17 protein-coding genes are annotated in these 18,247 nt (G+C 60.0%); 8 read left to right on the forward strand and 9 right to left on the reverse strand.

Going from position 1 to position 18,247, the window contains the following annotated elements:
* Positions 1–12: 12 nt before the first annotated feature.
* The 4 genes from glnT to AC53L6_RS21030 form a co-directional block, all read right to left on the reverse strand.
* Entirely contained in the window at positions 13–1,347 is a 1,335-nt protein-coding gene (gene glnT / locus AC53L6_RS21015; RefSeq protein WP_496909260.1) for a type III glutamate--ammonia ligase, read from the reverse strand.
* 71 nt (positions 1,348–1,418) lie between these two features.
* Positions 1,419–2,762 carry an FMN-binding glutamate synthase family protein gene (locus AC53L6_RS21020; protein ID WP_299605523.1) on the reverse strand — a complete coding sequence of 448 codons (1,344 nt, stop codon included), beginning with the start codon at positions 2,760–2,762 and terminating at the stop codon, positions 1,419–1,421.
* 10 nt (positions 2,763–2,772) lie between these two features.
* Entirely contained in the window at positions 2,773–3,450 is a 678-nt protein-coding gene (locus AC53L6_RS21025) for a protein GlxC (RefSeq protein ID WP_496909261.1), read from the reverse strand.
* Entirely contained in the window at positions 3,451–4,380 is a 930-nt protein-coding gene (locus AC53L6_RS21030; protein WP_299605525.1) for a class II glutamine amidotransferase, read from the reverse strand.
* Between the two features lie 203 nt (positions 4,381–4,583).
* On the opposite strand from AC53L6_RS21030, the gene AC53L6_RS21035 reads away from it, so the two are divergent.
* The 6 genes from AC53L6_RS21035 to AC53L6_RS21060 all read left to right on the forward strand — a co-directional run bounded on the left by AC53L6_RS21035 (position 4,584) and on the right by AC53L6_RS21060 (position 10,188).
* On the forward strand, positions 4,584–5,987 hold the full coding sequence (locus AC53L6_RS21035; protein WP_496909262.1) for an ammonium transporter: 1,404 nt from the start codon (positions 4,584–4,586) through the stop codon (positions 5,985–5,987).
* Between the two features lie 22 nt (positions 5,988–6,009).
* Positions 6,010–6,183 carry a hypothetical protein gene (locus AC53L6_RS21040; protein ID WP_299196343.1) on the forward strand — a complete coding sequence of 58 codons (174 nt, stop codon included), beginning with the start codon at positions 6,010–6,012 and terminating at the stop codon, positions 6,181–6,183.
* 156 nt (positions 6,184–6,339) lie between these two features.
* Positions 6,340–7,491 (forward strand): aminomethyl transferase family protein, encoded by a 1,152-nt coding sequence (locus AC53L6_RS21045; RefSeq protein ID WP_496909263.1) that lies wholly within the window; start codon positions 6,340–6,342, stop codon positions 7,489–7,491.
* Between the two features lie 56 nt (positions 7,492–7,547).
* Complete coding sequence (gene dmmA, locus AC53L6_RS21050) at positions 7,548–8,144, forward strand: dimethylamine monooxygenase subunit DmmA (RefSeq protein WP_496909264.1); 597 nt, start codon at positions 7,548–7,550, stop codon at positions 8,142–8,144.
* On the forward strand, positions 8,141–9,124 hold the full coding sequence (locus AC53L6_RS21055; RefSeq protein WP_496909265.1) for a PDR/VanB family oxidoreductase: 984 nt from the start codon (positions 8,141–8,143) through the stop codon (positions 9,122–9,124). Before dmmA ends, AC53L6_RS21055 begins: the two co-directional genes overlap by 4 nt.
* Entirely contained in the window at positions 9,121–10,188 is a 1,068-nt protein-coding gene (locus tag AC53L6_RS21060; RefSeq protein ID WP_299605538.1) for a heme-dependent oxidative N-demethylase family protein, read from the forward strand. The genes AC53L6_RS21055 and AC53L6_RS21060 overlap by 4 nt, the downstream gene beginning before the upstream one ends.
* A 3-nt stretch (positions 10,189–10,191) precedes the next feature.
* Here AC53L6_RS21060 and AC53L6_RS21065 read toward each other — a convergent pair whose 3' ends face one another.
* Entirely contained in the window at positions 10,192–10,821 is a 630-nt protein-coding gene (locus AC53L6_RS21065) for a helix-turn-helix domain-containing protein (protein WP_299196333.1), read from the reverse strand.
* Between the two features lie 144 nt (positions 10,822–10,965).
* Between AC53L6_RS21065 and AC53L6_RS21070 the strand changes: the two genes are divergently transcribed.
* Positions 10,966–11,946 carry a GlxA family transcriptional regulator gene (locus tag AC53L6_RS21070; RefSeq protein ID WP_496909266.1) on the forward strand — a complete coding sequence of 327 codons (981 nt, stop codon included), beginning with the start codon at positions 10,966–10,968 and terminating at the stop codon, positions 11,944–11,946.
* Here the strand turns inward: AC53L6_RS21070 and AC53L6_RS21075 are convergent.
* From AC53L6_RS21075 to AC53L6_RS21090, 4 genes are read right to left on the reverse strand one after another with little or no spacing between them, the layout of a single operon-like run.
* The gene (locus AC53L6_RS21075) at positions 11,943–12,509 is read right to left on the reverse strand and encodes a sarcosine oxidase subunit gamma (protein ID WP_496909267.1); all 567 of its coding nucleotides are present in this window, start codon (positions 12,507–12,509) and stop codon (positions 11,943–11,945) included. The genes AC53L6_RS21070 and AC53L6_RS21075 overlap by 4 nt on opposite strands.
* Positions 12,502–15,447, reverse strand: coding sequence for a sarcosine oxidase subunit alpha family protein (locus AC53L6_RS21080; RefSeq protein ID WP_496909268.1), 2,946 nt, complete (start codon positions 15,445–15,447; stop codon positions 12,502–12,504). Before AC53L6_RS21080 ends, AC53L6_RS21075 begins: the two co-directional genes overlap by 8 nt.
* Positions 15,444–15,716 carry a sarcosine oxidase subunit delta gene (locus tag AC53L6_RS21085; RefSeq protein ID WP_496909269.1) on the reverse strand — a complete coding sequence of 91 codons (273 nt, stop codon included), beginning with the start codon at positions 15,714–15,716 and terminating at the stop codon, positions 15,444–15,446. The genes AC53L6_RS21080 and AC53L6_RS21085 overlap by 4 nt, the downstream gene beginning before the upstream one ends.
* A gap of 13 nt (positions 15,717–15,729) precedes the next feature.
* Positions 15,730–16,980 (reverse strand): sarcosine oxidase subunit beta family protein, encoded by a 1,251-nt coding sequence (locus AC53L6_RS21090; protein ID WP_496909270.1) that lies wholly within the window; start codon positions 16,978–16,980, stop codon positions 15,730–15,732.
* Between the two features lie 284 nt (positions 16,981–17,264).
* Between AC53L6_RS21090 and AC53L6_RS21095 the strand changes: the two genes are divergently transcribed.
* The gene (locus tag AC53L6_RS21095) at positions 17,265–18,206 is read left to right on the forward strand and encodes an ABC transporter substrate-binding protein (protein ID WP_496909271.1); all 942 of its coding nucleotides are present in this window, start codon (positions 17,265–17,267) and stop codon (positions 18,204–18,206) included.
* Positions 18,207–18,247: the final 41 nt, after the last annotated feature.

Below are 18,247 nucleotides of genomic sequence, written 5' to 3' on the forward strand. Positions count from 1 at the left end.
CGGGGACAACCTTCAGATATCCAGTGTGTTGTCCTTCTCCCACTGCGAGAAATGCGCCGTAAAGTCATTCCATTCCTGCGTCTTCATCTTGATGTATGAGGCCGAAAATTCCTCACCCATGGCGGTTTTCAACCCCTTGTCCTTGTCGTATTCACGCAGGGCATCCAGCATGTTCAGAGGCAGCTTTGGCGCGCCCCGCACCTTGTGGCCTTCGGCGTACATGTCGATGTCGTGCCGCTTGCCCGGATCGGCTTGGGTGCGGATACCATCAAGACCAGCGGCAATGATAACCGCCTGCAACAGATAGGGGTTTGTCGCCCCATCCGGCAGGCGAAGTTCGAACCGACCGGGACCCGGCACGCGCACCATGTGGGTGCGGTTGTTCCCTGTCCACGTCACCGTGTTCGGCGCCCATGTGGCCCCCGACATCGTGCGGGGCGCGTTGATGCGTTTGTAGCTGTTGACCGTCGGGTTGGTGATCGCCGCGAGGGCGCTTGCGTGCTTCATGATCCCGCCAAGGAAGTGGCGGCCCTTTTCCGACAGGCCCAACTCTGCGGTCTGGCTGCTGTCGTTGGGTTCCATCGCGAACACGTTGGTTTTCGCATCCGCCCCTGCCGCGTCCCAGACCGAGATGTGGGCGTGGCAGCCGTTGCCGGTCAGCCCCTCGACCGGCTTGGGCATGAAGGTGGCGCGGAAGCCATGTTTTTCGGCCACGGATTTGGTCATGAACTTGAAGAAGGAATGCTTGTCCGCGGTGCGCAAGGCATCATCGAACTCCCAGTTCATCTCAAATTGACCATTCGCGTCTTCGTGGTCGTTCTGATACGGCCCCCAGCCCAGATCGAGCATGTAATCGCAGATCTCGCGCACCACGTCATAGCGGCGCATCACGGCCTGCTGGTCATAGCAGGGCTTGGCGGCGGTGTCGTATTCGTCGCTGATCTGGTTGCCATCCGGCGTCATCAGGAAATATTCAGCTTCAATCCCGGTCTTGACGTGCAGACCCTCTGCTGCGGCCTCGTCAATCAGGCGGCGTAGCACGTTGCGGGGCGCTTGGGCGACGTCCTCATCCTCCATCACGCAGTTGCCTGCAACCCATGCCACTTCGGGTTTCCACGGCAGTTGGATGACCGAGGACGGGTCCGGCACGGCCAGCATGTCGGGATGCGCCGGCGTCATGTCGAGCCAGGTGGCGAAACCCGCAAAGCCTGCGCCGTCTTCCTGCATGTCGGCAATGGCTTGCGCCGGCACCAACTTGGCCCGTTGACCGCCGAAGAGGTCAGTAAAGGAAATCATGAAATACTTGACGCCATTCTCGGCGGCGAACTTGGCAAGATCAGTGGTCATCTATCTGTTCCTGTTGGTCTTTTTATGTGGTGAGGGCGCGTGCTGTGATGGCCGCGCCCTTCGTTGAGTGGTTAGTAAGAGGTGCCGGGCTTGCCAGGATACCAGTCGGTGCCCGCCAGTGGAATTTTCGCCATGGCCGCCGCTTCCAGCGTCACGGCGCAAAGATCCTCCGGCTCAAGATTGTGGAGATGGTTCTTGCCACAGGCGCGCGCGATGGTCTGCGCCTCAAGCGTCATGACCTTGAGGTAGTTGTTGAGCCGCCGCCCGCCTTCGATGGGGTCAAAGCGTTTCATCAACTCAGGGTCCTGCGTGGTGATGCCTGCGGGGTCTTGCCCTTCGTGCCAGTCGTCATAAGCGCCTGCAGTGGTGCCGAGCGCGTTATACTCAGCTTCCCATTTCGGGTCGTTGTCCCCAAGCGCAATCAGAGCGGCGGTGCCGATGGCAACAGCGTCAGCTCCAAGGGCCATGGCCTTGGCAACATCCGCACCCGTACGAATGCCACCCGAGACAACAAGCTGCACTTCGCGGTGCATATCGAGATCCTGAAGCGCCCGTACAGCTTCGCGGATACAGGCGAGGATTGGTTGCCCGACATGTTCGATGAACACGTCCTGCGTGGCTGCCGTCCCACCCTGCATCCCATCCAGCACAACGACGTCTGCGCCCGCCTTGACCGCCAGCGTGGTGTCGAAATAGGGGCGCGCGCCGCCGACCTTGATGTAGATCGGCTTTTCCCAATTGGTGATTTCACGCAATTCGAGGATCTTGATCTCCAGATCATCTGGCCCCGTCCAGTCTGGGTGACGACAAGCCGAGCGTTGGTCGATCCCCTTGGGCAGGTTGCGCATTTCAGCGACGCGGTCACTGATCTTCTGACCCAGAAGCATGCCGCCACCGCCGGGCTTGGCCCCCTGCCCCACGACAATCTCAATCGCGTCGCAGCGGCGCAAATCGTCCGGGTTCATGCCATAGCGCGACGGCAGGTATTGATAGACGAGCTTGTTGGAATGGCCGCGTTCTTCCTCAGTCATACCACCGTCGCCGGTTGTCGTCGACGTACCAGCCATCGTGGCGCCACGACCCAGTGCTTCTTTCGCACCGCCGGACAAAGCGCCGAAGGACATGCCCGCAATCGTCACCGGGATGTCAAGTTGGATCGGGTTCTTGGCAAACCGTGTGCCGAGCGTGACGTTGGTGTCGCAGCGCTCGCGATAGCCTTCGAGCGGGTAGCGCGAAATAGACGCGCCCAGAAACAGCAGGTCATCGAAATGGGGCAGCTTGCGTTTGGCCCCGCCGCCCCGAATGTCATAGATACCGGTTGCTGCGGCCCGCCGGATTTCGGCGTTTACGGGATTGGAGAATGTGGCCGACTGGATCGGCATCGTGCGTGGTGCGCCCTTTTGGTCGTCTTTCATATTCCGGCCCTCAGTACGCGTTGTCGATGTTGAAGTTATACAGTTTGCGTGCCGATCCGTAGCGTTTGAATTCTGAGGCTTTGGCATCGCAGCCGCCGCGTTCGAGCAACTCTTCGAGGATCGCAATGTGTTCGGGCCGCATTTCTTTCTCGATGCAGTCGGCACCGAGCGACTTCACCGAACCGCGCACAAATAGGCGCGCTTCATAGAGTGAATCGCCCAGTGCCTCGCCTGCATCCCCGCAGACCACCAGATTGCCCGATTGCGCCATGAAGGCTGACATGTGCCCGATATTACCGTGCACGATGATGTCGATCCCCTTCATCGAGATGCCGCAGCGCGACGACGCATTGCCCTTGATCACCAGCGTGCCGCCATGGCCCGTGGCCCCTGCATATTGCGAGGCGTCCCCTTCAACCACGACCATGCCGGACATCATGTTTTCAGCCGTACCGGGGCCGACAGAGCCGTGCACATGCACGGTGGCCTGCTTGTTCATGCCCGCGCAGTAATAGCCCGTGGAACCTTTGATATTTACTTCAATCGGCGCATCGAGGCCCACGGCAATTGCATGGCTGCCCTTTGGGTTCACGATTTCCCAATGTGTCTGGTTGGTATTGTCCGCCTGCGCGTGCAGGGTAGAGTTGAGCGCACGAAGTCCCTGCGCTTCCAAGTCAAATGTTTGCATTTATGCCGCTTTCTCTTGCGCGGTTGGGGCCGCATTGTGCGACCAAAAATAGACGGTTGCGGGCTCCGGCTCCCACACTTTGGCGGTGTCGATACCGGGCAGGTTCACAAGTGCCCGGTATTCCGACCCAAAGGCCACGTATTGATCGGTTTCGGCCATGACCGCTGGTTTGCAGGCAATCGGGTCACGGACGACGCCGAACCCGTCTTTTGTCCCCACAACGAATGTGAAGAACCCGTCGAGATCATCAAGGCTTGAGGTCAGTGCTTCGCCCAGGGTCGAACCGGTCTGCATTTTCCACGTGAGGTAGGCCGCACCCACCTCGGTGTCGTTTTCGGTTTCGATATGCACGCCAAGACGGCGCAGCTTGCGACGCAGCGAGTTGTGGTTGGACAGCGATCCGTTGTGCACAAGGCACTGGTCGATGCCGGTGTTGAACGGGTGCGCGCCCATTGTCGTCACCGCCGACTCGGTCGCCATGCGCGTGTGCCCGATCCCGTGCGTTCCGGACATTTGCCGGATATCGAAGCGGTCTGCCACATCTTTGGGCAGTCCGACCTCTTTGTAGATTTCGAGGGTCGAGCCGTGGCTCATCACCCGCAGATTGGGTCGAATTTCAGTGAGAATTTCACGGGCCACGGCCACCTGATCAGCCTGTAGTGACAAGACTGCATGGGTGTCCTTGATGTCCATCGAAACCTTGCCTTTGACCCGCTTGCGCAACTCATTATCGAGCTTGTCAAAGTCGACATCTGGTGTGTTCGATTGAACCGTCAGCTTTGCGTTACCGGTTGTTTCATCACCATAAATTGCGATCCCGGCGCTGTCGGGACCGCGATCAGTCATGGTGATCAGCATGTCCGTCAGCATGTCGCCAAGTTTCGGTTCCAACGCGGCGTCTTTCAGAAAAAGTCCGACAATCCCGCACATGGCGAAGGCCCTCCCAAAAAGTGATCTGTCGTTCGACTCGAACGCTAGCATCGTTACATCACATGCTCAACCAATGGGAAACTATTTTTCACTGCAGTTAAAAAAAGAGTCGCCAGACGAAACGTGTCGTGTTTCACTTTGGCCAGCGTCGCGCACTGCATACGACGGCGCACAAAGCCAACAGTCCAACACGGGGGTTCATCGTGGAAGAGCAAATCGCAGAATTGACGGCACAGATTGCCGCGCTGCAAAGCAAGGGTGGTGTGACCAACACCATGTTTGCCGAGACATTCTATTATCTGACCATCCCGCTGATGATCATCATTCACGCGGGGTTCCTTGCCTATGAAATGGGGGCGTCGCGCCTGAAGAACGTACTGAGTTCAGGGGTGAAGAACATCCTGGCCTTCGCGTTCATGATCCCGACTTTCTATTTCTTCGGTTGGTGGGTGTATTGGGGCTTCCCCACGGGTCTGCCCGGTGCGGCAGGCCCTGCAGGCATCTCGGGCGTCGAATACGCCAATGCAATCGCATGGGGTTGGGGCGAGAGCGCGCAGTACATGGGTCCGAACATCGCGGATCAGGCATCTGGCGTGTTCTTTGGCGCCTTTGCGCTGTTCGCCGCGACGACCGCGTCGATCATGTCGGGCGCTGTTATCGAGCGCATCCAGACCGTGGGGTTTGTGATCCTGGCCGTGGTTCTGGGCTCGTTTGCCTGGGTTGTCGCCGCCGCTTGGGGCTGGCACGCGGATGGCTGGCTGGTCACGCAATGGGGCGTGCATGACTTTGGTGCGGCGGGCCTTGTGCACGCGGTCGCCGGATTCTTTGCCCTGGGCGTTCTCATCAACCTTGGACCGCGCATCGGCAAGTTCAACGCGGACGGCAGTGCAAACCACATTGCCGGGCACAACATGCCGCTGACGGTGACCGGCCTGATGCTGATCATCGTGGGCTTCTGGGGCTTCCTCATGGCCTGTGTGATCGTGCCCGGAGAGGCGTGGAGCTGGTTTGCGGACAAGCCATCCACCATCTACGGCACGCCCATCACGTTGTCGGCGCTGGCCTTCAACATCCTGATGGCGGTTGCGGGCGGTATCATAGGTGCATGGGTGCTGACACGTGATCCGTTCTGGATGATGTCGGGTGCGCTTGCGGGCATCATTTCGACCGCCTCTGGCCTCGACATCTACTTCCCGGCGCTTGCGTTCATCATCGCCTTCTCGGCCGGTGTGATCCTGAAGCCTTGCGCCACATGGCTGGAAAAGCGCGGCATCGACGATGCGGTGGGTGCGGTCACCGTGCACGGGACCATCGGCTTGTATGGCATGGTCCTGCTGGGCGTGTTCGCCTCTGGCTATCCGTCGCTGCAAGGGGCGGCAGGCGAAGTACCGACCATCAGCCTGATCGGTCAGATCGTCGGTGCGGTCGTGTTCTTCCTGCTGGGCTTTGTTCCGGGATATGCCGTGTCGTACGTCCTGAAGATGTTTGGCATGCTGCGCATCCCTGAAGGCGCAGAAATCGCAGGTATGGACATGGTCAAGGTCCCGGCCGAGGGCTACCCCGAAGGCATCCCTGCACCTGGCGTCAATCTGGCGCCCGGCGAGTAATCGAACAGAAAAGGACGAAATCATGGGTTTTCCATATGACGAAGCAAGCTGGTCGGTGGTCGACGGTGCAATGTTCATGGGGTGGGGAGGCGCGATGCCGGGCCTTTATACCCTGATCGCGATGGTGATCTGCGTGGCAGTGCTGCTGTTTGGACAGAAGACCGAAAGCGCCAAAACCAAGCAATTCGAGAAGTAAGCACGCCAGACGTGCGCAAGGGGCGGCCAGCGGTCGCCCCTTATCTATTCAGCATTTGCCCAGCAGGAAAAAAAGTTGCATCGCATTCTTGCTTTTCAAAATAGGCTGAGGCTCAATACGTCACAACAAGACTCATAACGAACGGGGAAAAACACCATGGCCATTCTATGGAGAACATCCGCCCTTGCGGGACGCCACGCCGAGATCGGCGGCGAACTAGAAGACTGGAATGGTATGGGAACGGCGTGGTTCTACGACAACACGCCCGAGCGCGCCAAAGCCGATTACGAGGCGATCCGCACCAAGGCTGGCCTGATGGATGTGTCGGGCCTGAAGAAGGTGCATGTTGTGGGCGAGGACGCGGCATATGTCATCGACCGGGTCACGACCCGCAATGTCGAAAAGATCGCGCCGGGTCGGGCCGTTTACGCCTGCATGCTGGATGATCGCGGGCTGTTCGTGGACGACTGCGTGATCTACCACATCGCCGTCAACTCGTGGCTAGTCGTGCATGGCACCGGTATCGGTATGGAGCAGCTGACGACCGTTGCTGCCGCCAAGAACTGTTCCGTGATCATGGATGATGACCTGCACGACATGTCGTTGCAGGGTCCGAAGGCGGTCGACATTCTGGCCAAGGACATTCCCGGCATCCGCGATCTGGCCTATTTCGGGATCATGCAGACCCGCCTCTATGGCCGCGACGTGATGATCTCGCGCACCGGTTATACTGGCGAGCGCGGCTATGAAATCTTCTGTCGCGCCAAGGATGCGGTGCATATCTGGGACAACGTGCTGGAAGCGGGTGGCGACGACGTGCGCCCGACGCAATTCTCGACCCTCGATATGCTGCGGATTGAGTCGTATCTGCTGTTCTATCCCGGCGACAATTCCGAGACCTTCCCATTTGCAGACGGCACGCCCGCAGGCGACAGCCTATGGGAACTGGGGCTGGATTTCACAGTCTCCCCCGGCAAGGAGGGCTTTATCGGGTCCGAGAACCACTATGCCATGAAGGGCAAGGAGCGGTTCAAGATCTATGGCGTGCAGCTGGAAGGTGGCGCCATGGATCAAATGGAGATGTTTGCGCGAGTCCATCAGGACGGCAAGGATGTGGGCGTGATCACCTATGGTCTGTCATCCGAGTTGAACGGCTATTCGGTTGCGATCGCGCGACTTGATCCGTCCGTGGCTGTGCCCGGCACCAAGTTGACCGTGGTCCAGCCGGACGGAACGGAACTGGCCGCGACGGCGGAGGAAATGCCGTTCTATGACAAGGACAAGTCGATCCGCACCGCCAAGGGCTGATTTTCAAAGGGCGCGAGGAAAGCCCCCCGCGCCCTTTTCATGTGACGAGGACAGGTATGTCGAAATTCGAATTTCCCCCGTCGATCAAAAGCAGGCCGGTCTATGGCACGCTTAAGGCGCGACCGGGCAAAGGGCATCTGATGATTGCGGATGCCGAAGGGGCCGAGGCGATCCTTGGCATCGCAACACCCGATCTGATGGCCAAGACCCACATTATCTATATCCCACGCAGCGCCGGATTTACCGACCAGTTGCGCGCACTGAACCCCGCGCAGTTTTATGAGGGGCCCACCTATGCCGCGTCGGTGCAGCGCATCCGCCGTGTCTTGCAGGACGCGCATATGGGGTTGCAGGTCTACCTGACCGGCACCGAAGGGTTGATGGGCCAGGCCCAGAACGAGGCGATGCAGGCGGGTATCCCGCACACCGCCATTCAGACCGAACATCGCGGGTCCGTCGCCCGTCGGATGCAGTGCGTGCACTGCAAAGGCATCACCGAAGATGTGGAAACCGACCCGTTTCAATGCAGCCATTGCGGGCTGAACCTGTTTGTCCGTGACCACTATTCCCGTCGGTTGGCCGCCTATCAGGGTGTGTGCATCGACGCCGAGGATCCGAGCAATGTGCCCGCGCCGAAGGGGATTTACGAATGAGTGCCGCCCCGCAGAAAGCCAAGCCCGGCGCCGAAAAGATCGACGTTGTCGTATCGGCGGTGACCCCGATCAATGACCTTGTCACGCGGTTCGAATTCAAGCGCCGCGACGGCGCATTGTTCCCGCCCTTTTCCGGCGGCGCGCATACGGTCGTGACCATGCAGGACGCGGATCGCACCCGCCTGAACCCCTATTCGCTGATGTCAGACCCTGCCGATCTGAACGCCTATGCGATTTCCGTGCGTCGTGATGACGAGGGGCGCGGTGGGTCGCTTTTCATGCACCGCAGCGTGTCCGTCGGCGACGAGATGACGATCACCTTCCCGGTGAACCTGTTCTCGCTCGACCTGCGCGCGCGCAAGCACGTGTTTTTCGCAGGCGGCATCGGGATCACCCCGTTCATGTCGATGATTGCCCAGCTTGAGCGGATGGGCGGCGCGTGGGAGCTGCACTATGCCTGCCGCACCGAGGCGCTTGGGACCTATGTGGATCAACTGACCTACAAGCACCCGAATAAGGTGCATGTCTATTACGATGATCAGAACCAGTCGATTGAACTGGAGAGCCTGTTGGACGGCCAACCACTGGGCACGCATGCCTATGTCTGCGGCCCGAAGGGCATGATCGATTGGGTGCACGCGACGGCGTCCGCCGCCGGTTGGCCGGATGCCCATGTGCATTCCGAAGAGTTTCTGGCACCCGCACCCGGCGTGCCCTTTGAGGTGCGCCTGTGTAAGTCCGACAAGACCATCACTGTGGGCGAACACGAAAGCCTGCTGGAAGCCATCGAACGCGCCGGGGTCGAAGCCCCGTTCCTGTGCCGCGGCGGGTCGTGCGGGCAATGCGAGACGGATGTGGCGCGTGCAGATGGCGAGTTTGTGCACCGCGATCACTGGCTGGACGATGACCAGCACGCCAGCGGAGGCAAGATCATGCCCTGCGTCAGCCGCTTTATCGGAACATTGGAGCTTGAGCGATGACCATTCAATTCAACGACGAAACGTTCCGCGACGACTATTCGTTCCACAACTCGGACTGGGCGATCAAGCGGTTTCCGTTTCCGTTCCACGAAGACAGCTACATGTATGCCGTCAATATGGAGCAGCACCGGGGCGGGCCCGAGGGGTCCGTTTATGAAAAGCGGTTTGATGTGGACGAGCATTACGTGGCCGAGATGCGCGACCGGGCGATGGTGCTGGCGGACGATCCGCTGCGCTGCCAATCCCTGCCGCATATGACGCTTGCCGGGTGGGACCTGCTGGAACTGATCATGGTATCGAAGTCCGAGGATTACCCGGATCTGTTCGAACTGCATCGTGACGGCGACACGTGGCGGTGGGTCAACAAGCCGATGGGCATTGATGACACGTTTACGTTCCTCGATGACACCACCCTGCCCTATGGGCCCATGGAGTACATCACCCGCCAGACCCAAGGCGACTTCTGCGTTCTGGATCAACGGGATAACAACCTGTGGATGGACGCAGGCATGGTCACGACGCAGGCGGACTGGAGCCTGGATTTCGACATCGGCATGAACTTCTTCGAATGGCACGCACCGGTGCCGCTGGCGCATGAAAAAGGTATCTTTGTCCGGGCGCTAAAATTCCTGCTGAACATCCAGCAAGGGGCGCCTGCCCGCCGGTTGAACTGGACGATGACGGTCAATCCGCTGCTCGATACCAGCCCCGAGAACTACCACAAATGGGGCATCCAGAAGACGACGCTGACGCCGGAGAACATCGGCGCAAAACAGCATTTGCGGGTGGAGTTGCAGACATTCTTCCGCTTGCCCCGATCAAACGCACTAGTGTTTCCGATCCGATGCTACCTGTGCAGCTTCCAGGACCTGATGACTATGCCGAAATGGGGCCGCCGCCTGCACCGTGTGGTGCGCGATCTGCCCGTTGAATTGGCGACCTACAAAGGGTTCATCGACAACCGGCCGATGATGCTGGACTACCTGTCACAGTTCGATGACGGCTTGCCCACCTCGCCAGGTGTTTGGCCGGATTTCGAGACGGAGCCGCCGCTGGCAAAATAGCCCTCAGGCGTTTTGCGGATAGCTGATGACCGACAGATAGCGGGCTGGAAGCGTGACCAGCTTTTCCGGCCCGTGCGGTGCGTCGGCGTCAAAGAACAATGTGTCACCCGGCTTGAGCGGATAGACCTCGTCACCGTGGCGATAATCCACTTCGCCTTCGAGCATGTAGATGGTCTCGATCCCGCCGTGCTGGAAGGTCGGGAACACATCCGATTCAGCCGTCAGCGTGATCAGATAGGGTTCAACAATCACGCCAGAGGCGTTCGACCCGATATGGCCGAGCAAGTTGTACTGGTGGTTCGCGCGCGTGCCTTCGCGGTCGATGGACACCCCTTCGCCCGACTTCGTATGGACCGCTTGTCGGCTTTCCTCGAACCGACGGAAAAAGCTGGTCAGCGGCACCGACAGCGCGTTGGCCAAAAGTTGCAGCGTCGTCAGGGACGGAGAGGTATTGCCATTCTCGATCTTGGACAGCATCCCGATCGACAGACCGGTGATCTGTGCCAGTTCGGCCACGGTAATTTCCTGCTGACGTCGAAACGCCCGGACTTCGCGCCCGATGGCAACCTCCAGCACTTTTTCGCGTTCGCCGTCGCGTGTGCTGTGCGGGTCTTGAGTAAGCTTGCTGACCATTTCCGCGTCATTTTTCTCTATGTTCACGCCGTCCGCTTTCTAGGCAGCCCAGTGCCACTAAACAATTCCATTTTGCGCCTATAGTTGAGTATCATAAGCCGATTTTTTCCCGAGAGAACACAAAAGTTGAATGACAGTGAAATAATGCAGATCGGTTTTCTGATCTTTCCGGGTTTTCCGATGGCATGTCTGACATCCATCATCGAGCCTCTGCGCGCTGCGAACGAGATTGTGGGCGCCGCTGTTTTTGACTGGCATGTCATTTCCGAAACCGGGGCGCCGACCACATCCAGCGCGCGCGTCGTCTTTGAACCGGAAGCAAAGCTGGCCAATGTATCGGACGTAGACATCCTGTTTGTTCTGGGCGCGCCGAACAGCGTTTTTGAGGCGCCGAAATCGGGCAATGCGACGTTGCGCAGGCTGGATCGGCATGGCGTGGTTTTAGGAGCGATCAGCGGCGGCGTGTTCCCGTTGGTCCGCGCGGGCGTCATGACCGGTTATCGGTGTTCGGTCCATTGGTGCTATGAGGCGGCGTTTCGCAGCGCGTTTCCCGACATCGAGATGACGGATGATGTCATCAGCATGAATGGACGCCGGTACACGGTGTCGGGTGCGGCATCTGCCTTTGATCTGGCTTTGCGGTTGATCGAGGATCGGTTGGGGGCAGACGTCGCGTATGAGGTGGCCTGCTGGTTTCAGCACGCCACCATGCGGGGCGAAGGGGTGCAGCAACGCATTCCGATGCGCTCAAGCGCGGCGCCTGATTTGCCAAACCTTGTCGCAGACGCGGTCGCCCTGTTTGCCGAACATATCGAGCATCCGATTTCTGTCGCTGAGGTCGCGCGGGCCGTGGATGTGACCCCGCGCCAGGTGGAACGCGCTTTCAAACGGGCGACGGGCCAGAGCCCGACGCATTATTATCGTGGCATGCGGATGAAGGCCGCGCGTCAGCTTGTGCTGTATTCCAAACAGAATATGCAAAGCATCGCGCAGGCTGTTGGCTACACCTCTGCCACGCCGCTGATAGCCCACTACCGCGTTGCGTTTGGTGTCAGTCCGCAAGAGGATCGCAAGCAGATCAACTCGTTCCGTGTGCAGGGCAATGTGCCGCTGCCACCGGCCTAAAGTACAGCGACCATTGCCGTTGTGATCGCGTGATGCAACGACCCGGCAGAGGCGCGAGGGCCGATGATGCGGACCGATTGGCGCGCGTCGGTACGGATCACAAAACAGCCCAAATGGTGGATACCAGTGCGCGTGGCGTGGCCAGTGTCAAAGCCAGTCAGGTCAATGTTGCACATGAGTTCAAGCACAGCATTGACGCGCGGACCCGTCAGGTCAAAGCAGGTCCATGCGTCGGTCTGTTCGGTGACGGATGCCGTGTCGGAAAAATGGGATTTGACCTGGGCTGCGATGTCTTCATGCGTGTCGAAGTCGGCGCTGAGCATCCACTGGTCCGGCCCCGCCCATAGAGCCACATAGTCCCTGCCAATGGCTGCGCGACCGGGTTCCGGTACCGTAGCACCCAATAGACTCTTGAGTTTTTTTGCACACGCGCTTTCCTGCCCGAGCCGCGCGGCAACAGAGGCGAGCGCGACGTTTGGGACTTCGGTGAGAGTCACTTCGCCGACAGTGTCCACGCGTGGCGTCGTGCCGCCGAGGGCGGTGATTGGGATCAGATCATGCACGAACGCGTTCTCCTTCCGGGTCGACAAAATGGGCGGAGACCACTTCGACCTCGACAGTTAGGTCTGTCAACGGCGAGACGAGGCGCAGTGTTTCGCCGGTGCGGTTACCGCCATCCTTGAGAAAGCCCAGGCCGATCATGCAACCTAGCGTTGGCGAGAATGCCGCAGAGGTCAAATAGCCCTGGTCATGGGCCGCATCGACGGGTCCTGTTGCGTTCATCAAGTGGCCGCCCGCTGTCACCTTGTCGTCCGCCTTGACCGGACGCAGACCGACCTGCATCAATGCGTTGGCTTCGTTCAGACCGGGCCGTTCCGACAGTTTCGACCCGATGCTGTCCTTGGCCTTGGACACCATGCGGCCCATGCCGAGGTTCAGCGCAGTGGTTGTGCCGTTAAGCTCATTGCCCGCCGCGTGCCCCTTTTCGATGCGCATGACCCCCAGCGCTTCGGTGCCGTAAGGCGTGACGTCGAACTCCTCGCCCTCGGCCATCAGTTTGCGCATGAGCGCATCGCCGTAGCGGGCTGGGACTGCGATCTCAAAAGCCAGTTCGCCCGAGAACGAAATCCGGAAAAGCCGAGCCCGCAAGCCCCCGCAGACTGTGATGTTGCCGCAGGCCATGAAGGGGAATCCTTCGTTCGAAATGTCGTGGTCTGGGTCCACGATCCGTTGCAGCAGGCGTCGTGAATTGGGGCCTGCGACCGCGTATTGTGCCCACGCCTCGGTGGTGGAGATCAGTTGCACGTCCGCATCGGGCATCAGGCATTGGCGAACGAATTCCATGTGCTGGTACACCTTGGCGGCGTTGGCCGTGGTGGTGGTGACGACGAACTGATCCTCGGCCAGTCGGGCGGCGGTGCCGTCATCCATGGCGATCCCGTCCTCGCGCAGCATGAGGCCGTAGCGCGTTTTGCCCACCGCCAGCTTGGCAAAACCGTTGCAATAGACCTTATTCAGGAAGGTGGCGGCGTCGGTGCCCTGCACATCAATCTTGCCCAACGTGGTGCAGTCGCACACCCCGACCGAGGCGCGGGTGGCGGTGACCTCGCGGTCCACCGATTGCCGCCAGTGCGTCTCGCCCGGCAGCGGGAACCACTGCGCGCGCAACCAGTTGCCAACTTCGACAAAGACCGCCCCACGTTCCTCGGCCCAGTAGTGCGAAGGCGTGAGGCGGGTCGGGTGAAACTCCTTGCCGCGCATCCGGCCCGCCAGCGTGCCGATGGCTGTGGGTGTATAGGGTGGCCGGAAGATCGTTGTGCCAACCTCGGGAATCGGCTTGCCGGCCAGCTCGGCCATAATGGCGAGCCCGCCCATGTTGGACGTCTTGCCCTGATCGGTGGCCATGCCCAGCGTTGTGTAGCGCTTGAGGTGCTCGACCGAACGAAAGCCCTCCTGATGGCTCAGCTTGACGTCCTTGACGGTCACGTCGTTCTGCTGGTCAAGCCATGCGCGAGAGCAGCCTTCGACATACCAGAACGGGGTCTGGGTGACGGGGCTATCTTCGGCGTCCGGCACAGCGGGGGCGCGGCCCTTGAGGTCAAGCGCCTTGCGGGCGGCGTCCGCCCCGGATTTCAGAGCGCCGTGTGTTGAAAAGATGCCCTGCGCGGCCCCTGCAACCACCATGCCGGGCGGCAATGCGCCGCCGGGGATGAAAGCGGCAAGGTCGTTGTCCCATGTGGGGCGTCCACGTTGGTGACAGGTCAGATGCACGTTGGGGTTCCAGCCGCCGGACACGCCCAAGGCGCCGCATTCGATTGTACGGGTGCTGCCGTCGGCGCACGCGACCTCGACAAAGGTGAGGCCCAGACGACCCTTGGTGTCGGTCACATGCGCCCCTTGCATCACTTCATAATCCAGCGCGCGCGGCGCGTCGGGGCGGGTATCGATCACACCCGCAATCTTGACGCCCTTGGCGTGCAGGTCTTGCGCGGTGCGGTGCCCATCATCGTTGTTCGTGAAAATAGCGACACGCTGGGCCGGAGTCGCTGCCCAGCGGTTGGCATAGGCACGCAGGGATGCGGCCAGCATGATGCCCGGGCGGTCGTTGTTGTCAAAGGCGATGGGCCGTTCCGTTGCCCCGGCACAGAGTATGGTTTGCTTGGCGTAGATGCGCCAGAGGATCTGGCGGGGTTTGCCCCTAGGTGCTGTGGCAAGGTGGTCGCTGATCCGCTCAACCGCGCCGTAGATACCGTGATCGAATGCGCCGATCACCGTAGTGCGCGCCATCAAACGGACATTGGGAAGAGAGGCCAACTCGGCCACCGCTTGCGCTGCCCAATCGGCGCCTGCCATGTCCGAGATGGCGAACGTCTCTGCATTCAGACGGCCTCCCATGCGGAAATCCTCATCCGCAAGGATCACATGCGCGCCCGTGCGCCCCGCGGTCAGGGCCGCGTTCAGCCCGGCGGGGCCCGCGCCGATGATCAGCAGATCGCAGTGACGAAAGCCTTTGTCATATTCATCGGGGTCCGCCTGCATCGACAATGACCCCAAACCTGCTGCCTTGCGGATGATCGGCTCGTACAGCTTTTCCCAAAACGCGGCGGGCCACATGAAGGTCTTGTAGTAAAAGCCAGCTGTCAGGAAGTTCGAGAACCGGTCGTTGATCGCCATGGCGTCGAAGGCAAGGCTGGGCCAGCGGTTCTGCGACTTGGCGGATAGACCATCACACAGCTCGGCCGTGGTGGCGCGGGTGTTGGGTTCCTGCCGTGCGCCACTGCGCAATTCCACAATCGCGTTGGGTTCTTCCGACCCGGCGGTCAGGGGGCCGCGTGGGCGGTGATATTTGAAGGACCGTCCCATGAGGCGGACGTTGTTTGCCAACAGCGCCGAGGCGAGCGTGTCGCCGAGGTGGCCGGAGTAGCTTTTGCCGTCGAAGGTGAAGCTGAGCGTCGTGTCGCGGTCCAGTTGCCCCCCCGCGAGCCTGTTTTTCTGGGTCATGTCTGTGCCCTCGGTTTGCGGGCCAGTTCAACGGCTGAAATCTCGTGCGTGGTCGTGTCGCGTGTGACGATCAGGATCGACCGGTCGCCGCCTTCGTGGAACCACAGCTCGCGGTGCACGCCTGCCGGGTTGTCGCGGAGGTAGGCGTAGTCGTGCCAATCTTCGGCGTTGGCCGTCTCGGGATCGGGGCGGTTCATCAGTTCCGCCGCGCCGAGATAGACAAATTCGGCGCTGTCGCGCGGGCCAAGCAAGGGATGGTTTATGATCATGTCGTGCGGCCCCTCAGTGCAGGTTGGGCTGATTGCCCATCCCTTTTTCGTCGATCATGTGACCGGTGCGGAACCGGTCAAAGCGATAAGCGGTGGCAGTCTCATGCGGTTCGTCTTGTGCCAGCAGATGCGCAAAGGCGTAGCCAGAAGCAGGTGTCGCTTTGAACCCGCCGTAACACCAGCCGCCATTGAAATAGAGCCCGTCGATATGCGTGCGGTCGATAATGGGCGAGCCGTCCATACTCATGTCCATGATCCCGCCCCACATGCGCAACAGCCGCGCGCGGCCAATCATCGGCATGATTGCCATGCCGCCTTCGCACACGTCCTCGACCACTGGCAGATTGCCGCGTTGGGCGTAGGAGTTGTAGCCATCAATATCGCCGCCAAAGACCAGCCCGCCCTTGTCAGATTGCGAGACGTAGAAATGCCCGGCCCCAAAGGTGATCACGCCCGGCAGAACGGGCTTCAGCCCTTCGGAGACAAAGGCTTGCAGCACGTGGGATTCAATTGGCAACCGCATGCCCGCCTTGGCCATCAACCGGCTTGAGTTGCCCGCGACGGCACAGCCGACCCGGCCCGCACCGATGAACCCCTTGGACGTCTCGACACCCAAGCATTTGCCATTTTCGATGCGGAAACCCGTGACCTCACAATTCTGGATGATGTCTACACCGCGGCTGTCAGCGGCACGGGCATAGCCCCAAGCGACCGCATCATGGCGTACGGTGCCACCACGCCTTTGCGCCAAACCACCCTTGATCGGGAAACGGGCGTCGTCGAAGTTAAGGAACGGATATTCCTTCTTGATCTGGTCGAGGTCGAGGTATTCGGCGTCCGCCCCGTTCAGGATCATGGCGTTGCCGCGCCGGATGAACGCATCGCGCTGCGCGTCCGAGTGGATCAGGTTCATGATGCCGCGCTGCGACACCATGGCGTTATAGTTCAGATCCTGCTCCAGCCCCTCCCACAACTTGAGGGAAAACTCGTAGAACGGCTCATTTCCGTCGAGCAGGTAGTTCGAGCGGATGATGGTGGTGTTGCGGCCGACATTGCCGCCGCCAATCCAGCCCTTTTCGATCACGGCGACACGCTGCTGGCCGTAGACCGATGCGAGGTAGTGGGCTGTGGCCAGCCCATGGCCGCCGCCGCCGATGATGACGATGTCGTAGTGCGCCTGCGGCTCGGGATCACGCCATGCCGGTTTCCAGCCTTTGTGGCCGGTCAGCGCCTCTTTTATCACCTTGAACCCAGAATAACGCATGGAATCGGACCCCCTGCCCCACTCCTAAGTTAGTTTTAAAGGAAAAATGAGTTTGAGATGCGACACGCAACATCTGAAATCGGACATTCTGCACAGATTTACCGCCTTTGCGCGCATCACAAAATCATCTCAGCAAGAAAAAAACTTGCTTGATAGGAAAATAATGCAAGAGTGTTGGCACCAAGAAATGGCGCATGTCCGGATTCGAATTCGGACCCTGCACAATGAAGCCATTCGTGATGATCAAGCCGCGACACAGCGGTACACCACTAGGGAGAATATCAATGAACAAGTTTACAACTGCTTTGACGGCGGGCGTTCTGGCGTTTGCGCCAATGACGCTTCTGGCCGAAGACAGCAGCGATCCGATCGTAATCCCCATCCACAACTGGTCATCACAGATCGTGATGAGCCACGTGGTCGGCCAGATCTTTGAGTCGATGGGCAACAATGTCGAATTTGTCACAACCGACAGTCAGGCTGTGTATGAATCGGTGCGCCTCGGTGACGTAACGCTGGAGCTGGAAGTTTGGGAGGGTGCGTTTGGCGCGTCCTTCCGTGCGGCTTTGGAAAAGGGTGGTCTGCATGATGCCGGGGATCACGACGCGGTCACGCGCGAAGACTGGTGGTATCCCATGTGGACCAAGGACGCCTGCCCGGGCCTGCCAAGCTGGGAAGCGCTGAACGACTGTGCCGCGCTTTTTGCGACGGCCGAAACTGGCGACAAGGGCCGGTATCTGGATGGGCCGGTGGACTGGCTCAAGCACGGGCAGGAACGCGTTGAAGCGCTTGGCATGGACTTTGTCGTTGTGAACGCAGGCTCCGCTGCCGCTCTCTGGGCCGAGATCGGCGCCGCTGAAGCGGACAAGCGCCCCGTCGTGGTGTTCAACTGGACGCCCAACTTTGCCGAAGCCGTCTGGCCCGGTGAGTTTGTCGAGTTCCCCACATGGGTCGACGGCTGCGACAAGGACCCCGCCGTAGGACCTAACAAGGACGCACTTTATGATTGCGGAAACCCTGCTGACGGTTACCTGAAAAAGGCCGCTTGGGATGGCATGAAAGACAAGTGGCCAGGTGCCTATGACGTGCTGACCAAGATCTCTTTCACCAACCCGCAGATCGCTGAAATGGCGCGTCTCGTAGACGTTGAAGAGATGGAGCCGGAAGAGGCAGCCGCCGAATGGCTGGAAGCCAACCCGGACGTCTGGCAGGGCTGGGCCTCGTAAGGTCGTCAGACTTTGTTGAGACCTTGCGCCCGTCCGGGGTT

This window comes from Tateyamaria sp. LSS28, from assembly GCF_059611725.1.

Coding starts and splice junctions, on each gene's coding strand:
- glnT (WP_496909260.1), bottom strand. CDS start 1,347: ATGACCACTGATCTTGCCAAGTTCGCCGCCGAGAATGGCGTCAAGTAT.
- AC53L6_RS21020 (WP_299605523.1), bottom strand. CDS start 2,762: ATGAAAGACGACCAAAAGGGCGCACCACGCACGATGCCGATCCAGTCG.
- AC53L6_RS21025 (WP_496909261.1), bottom strand. CDS start 3,450: ATGCAAACATTTGACTTGGAAGCGCAGGGACTTCGTGCGCTCAACTCT.
- AC53L6_RS21030 (WP_299605525.1), bottom strand. CDS start 4,380: ATGTGCGGGATTGTCGGACTTTTTCTGAAAGACGCCGCGTTGGAACCG.
- AC53L6_RS21040 (WP_299196343.1), top strand. CDS start 6,010: ATGGGTTTTCCATATGACGAAGCAAGCTGGTCGGTGGTCGACGGTGCA.
- AC53L6_RS21045 (WP_496909263.1), top strand. CDS start 6,340: ATGGCCATTCTATGGAGAACATCCGCCCTTGCGGGACGCCACGCCGAG.
- dmmA (WP_496909264.1), top strand. CDS start 7,548: ATGTCGAAATTCGAATTTCCCCCGTCGATCAAAAGCAGGCCGGTCTAT.
- AC53L6_RS21055 (WP_496909265.1), top strand. CDS start 8,141: ATGAGTGCCGCCCCGCAGAAAGCCAAGCCCGGCGCCGAAAAGATCGAC.
- AC53L6_RS21060 (WP_299605538.1), top strand. CDS start 9,121: ATGACCATTCAATTCAACGACGAAACGTTCCGCGACGACTATTCGTTC.
- AC53L6_RS21065 (WP_299196333.1), bottom strand. CDS start 10,821: ATGGTCAGCAAGCTTACTCAAGACCCGCACAGCACACGCGACGGCGAA.
- AC53L6_RS21070 (WP_496909266.1), top strand. CDS start 10,966: ATGCAGATCGGTTTTCTGATCTTTCCGGGTTTTCCGATGGCATGTCTG.
- AC53L6_RS21080 (WP_496909268.1), bottom strand. CDS start 15,447: ATGACCCAGAAAAACAGGCTCGCGGGGGGGCAACTGGACCGCGACACG.
- AC53L6_RS21085 (WP_496909269.1), bottom strand. CDS start 15,716: ATGATCATAAACCATCCCTTGCTTGGCCCGCGCGACAGCGCCGAATTT.
- AC53L6_RS21090 (WP_496909270.1), bottom strand. CDS start 16,980: ATGCGTTATTCTGGGTTCAAGGTGATAAAAGAGGCGCTGACCGGCCAC.
- AC53L6_RS21095 (WP_496909271.1), top strand. CDS start 17,265: ATGAACAAGTTTACAACTGCTTTGACGGCGGGCGTTCTGGCGTTTGCG.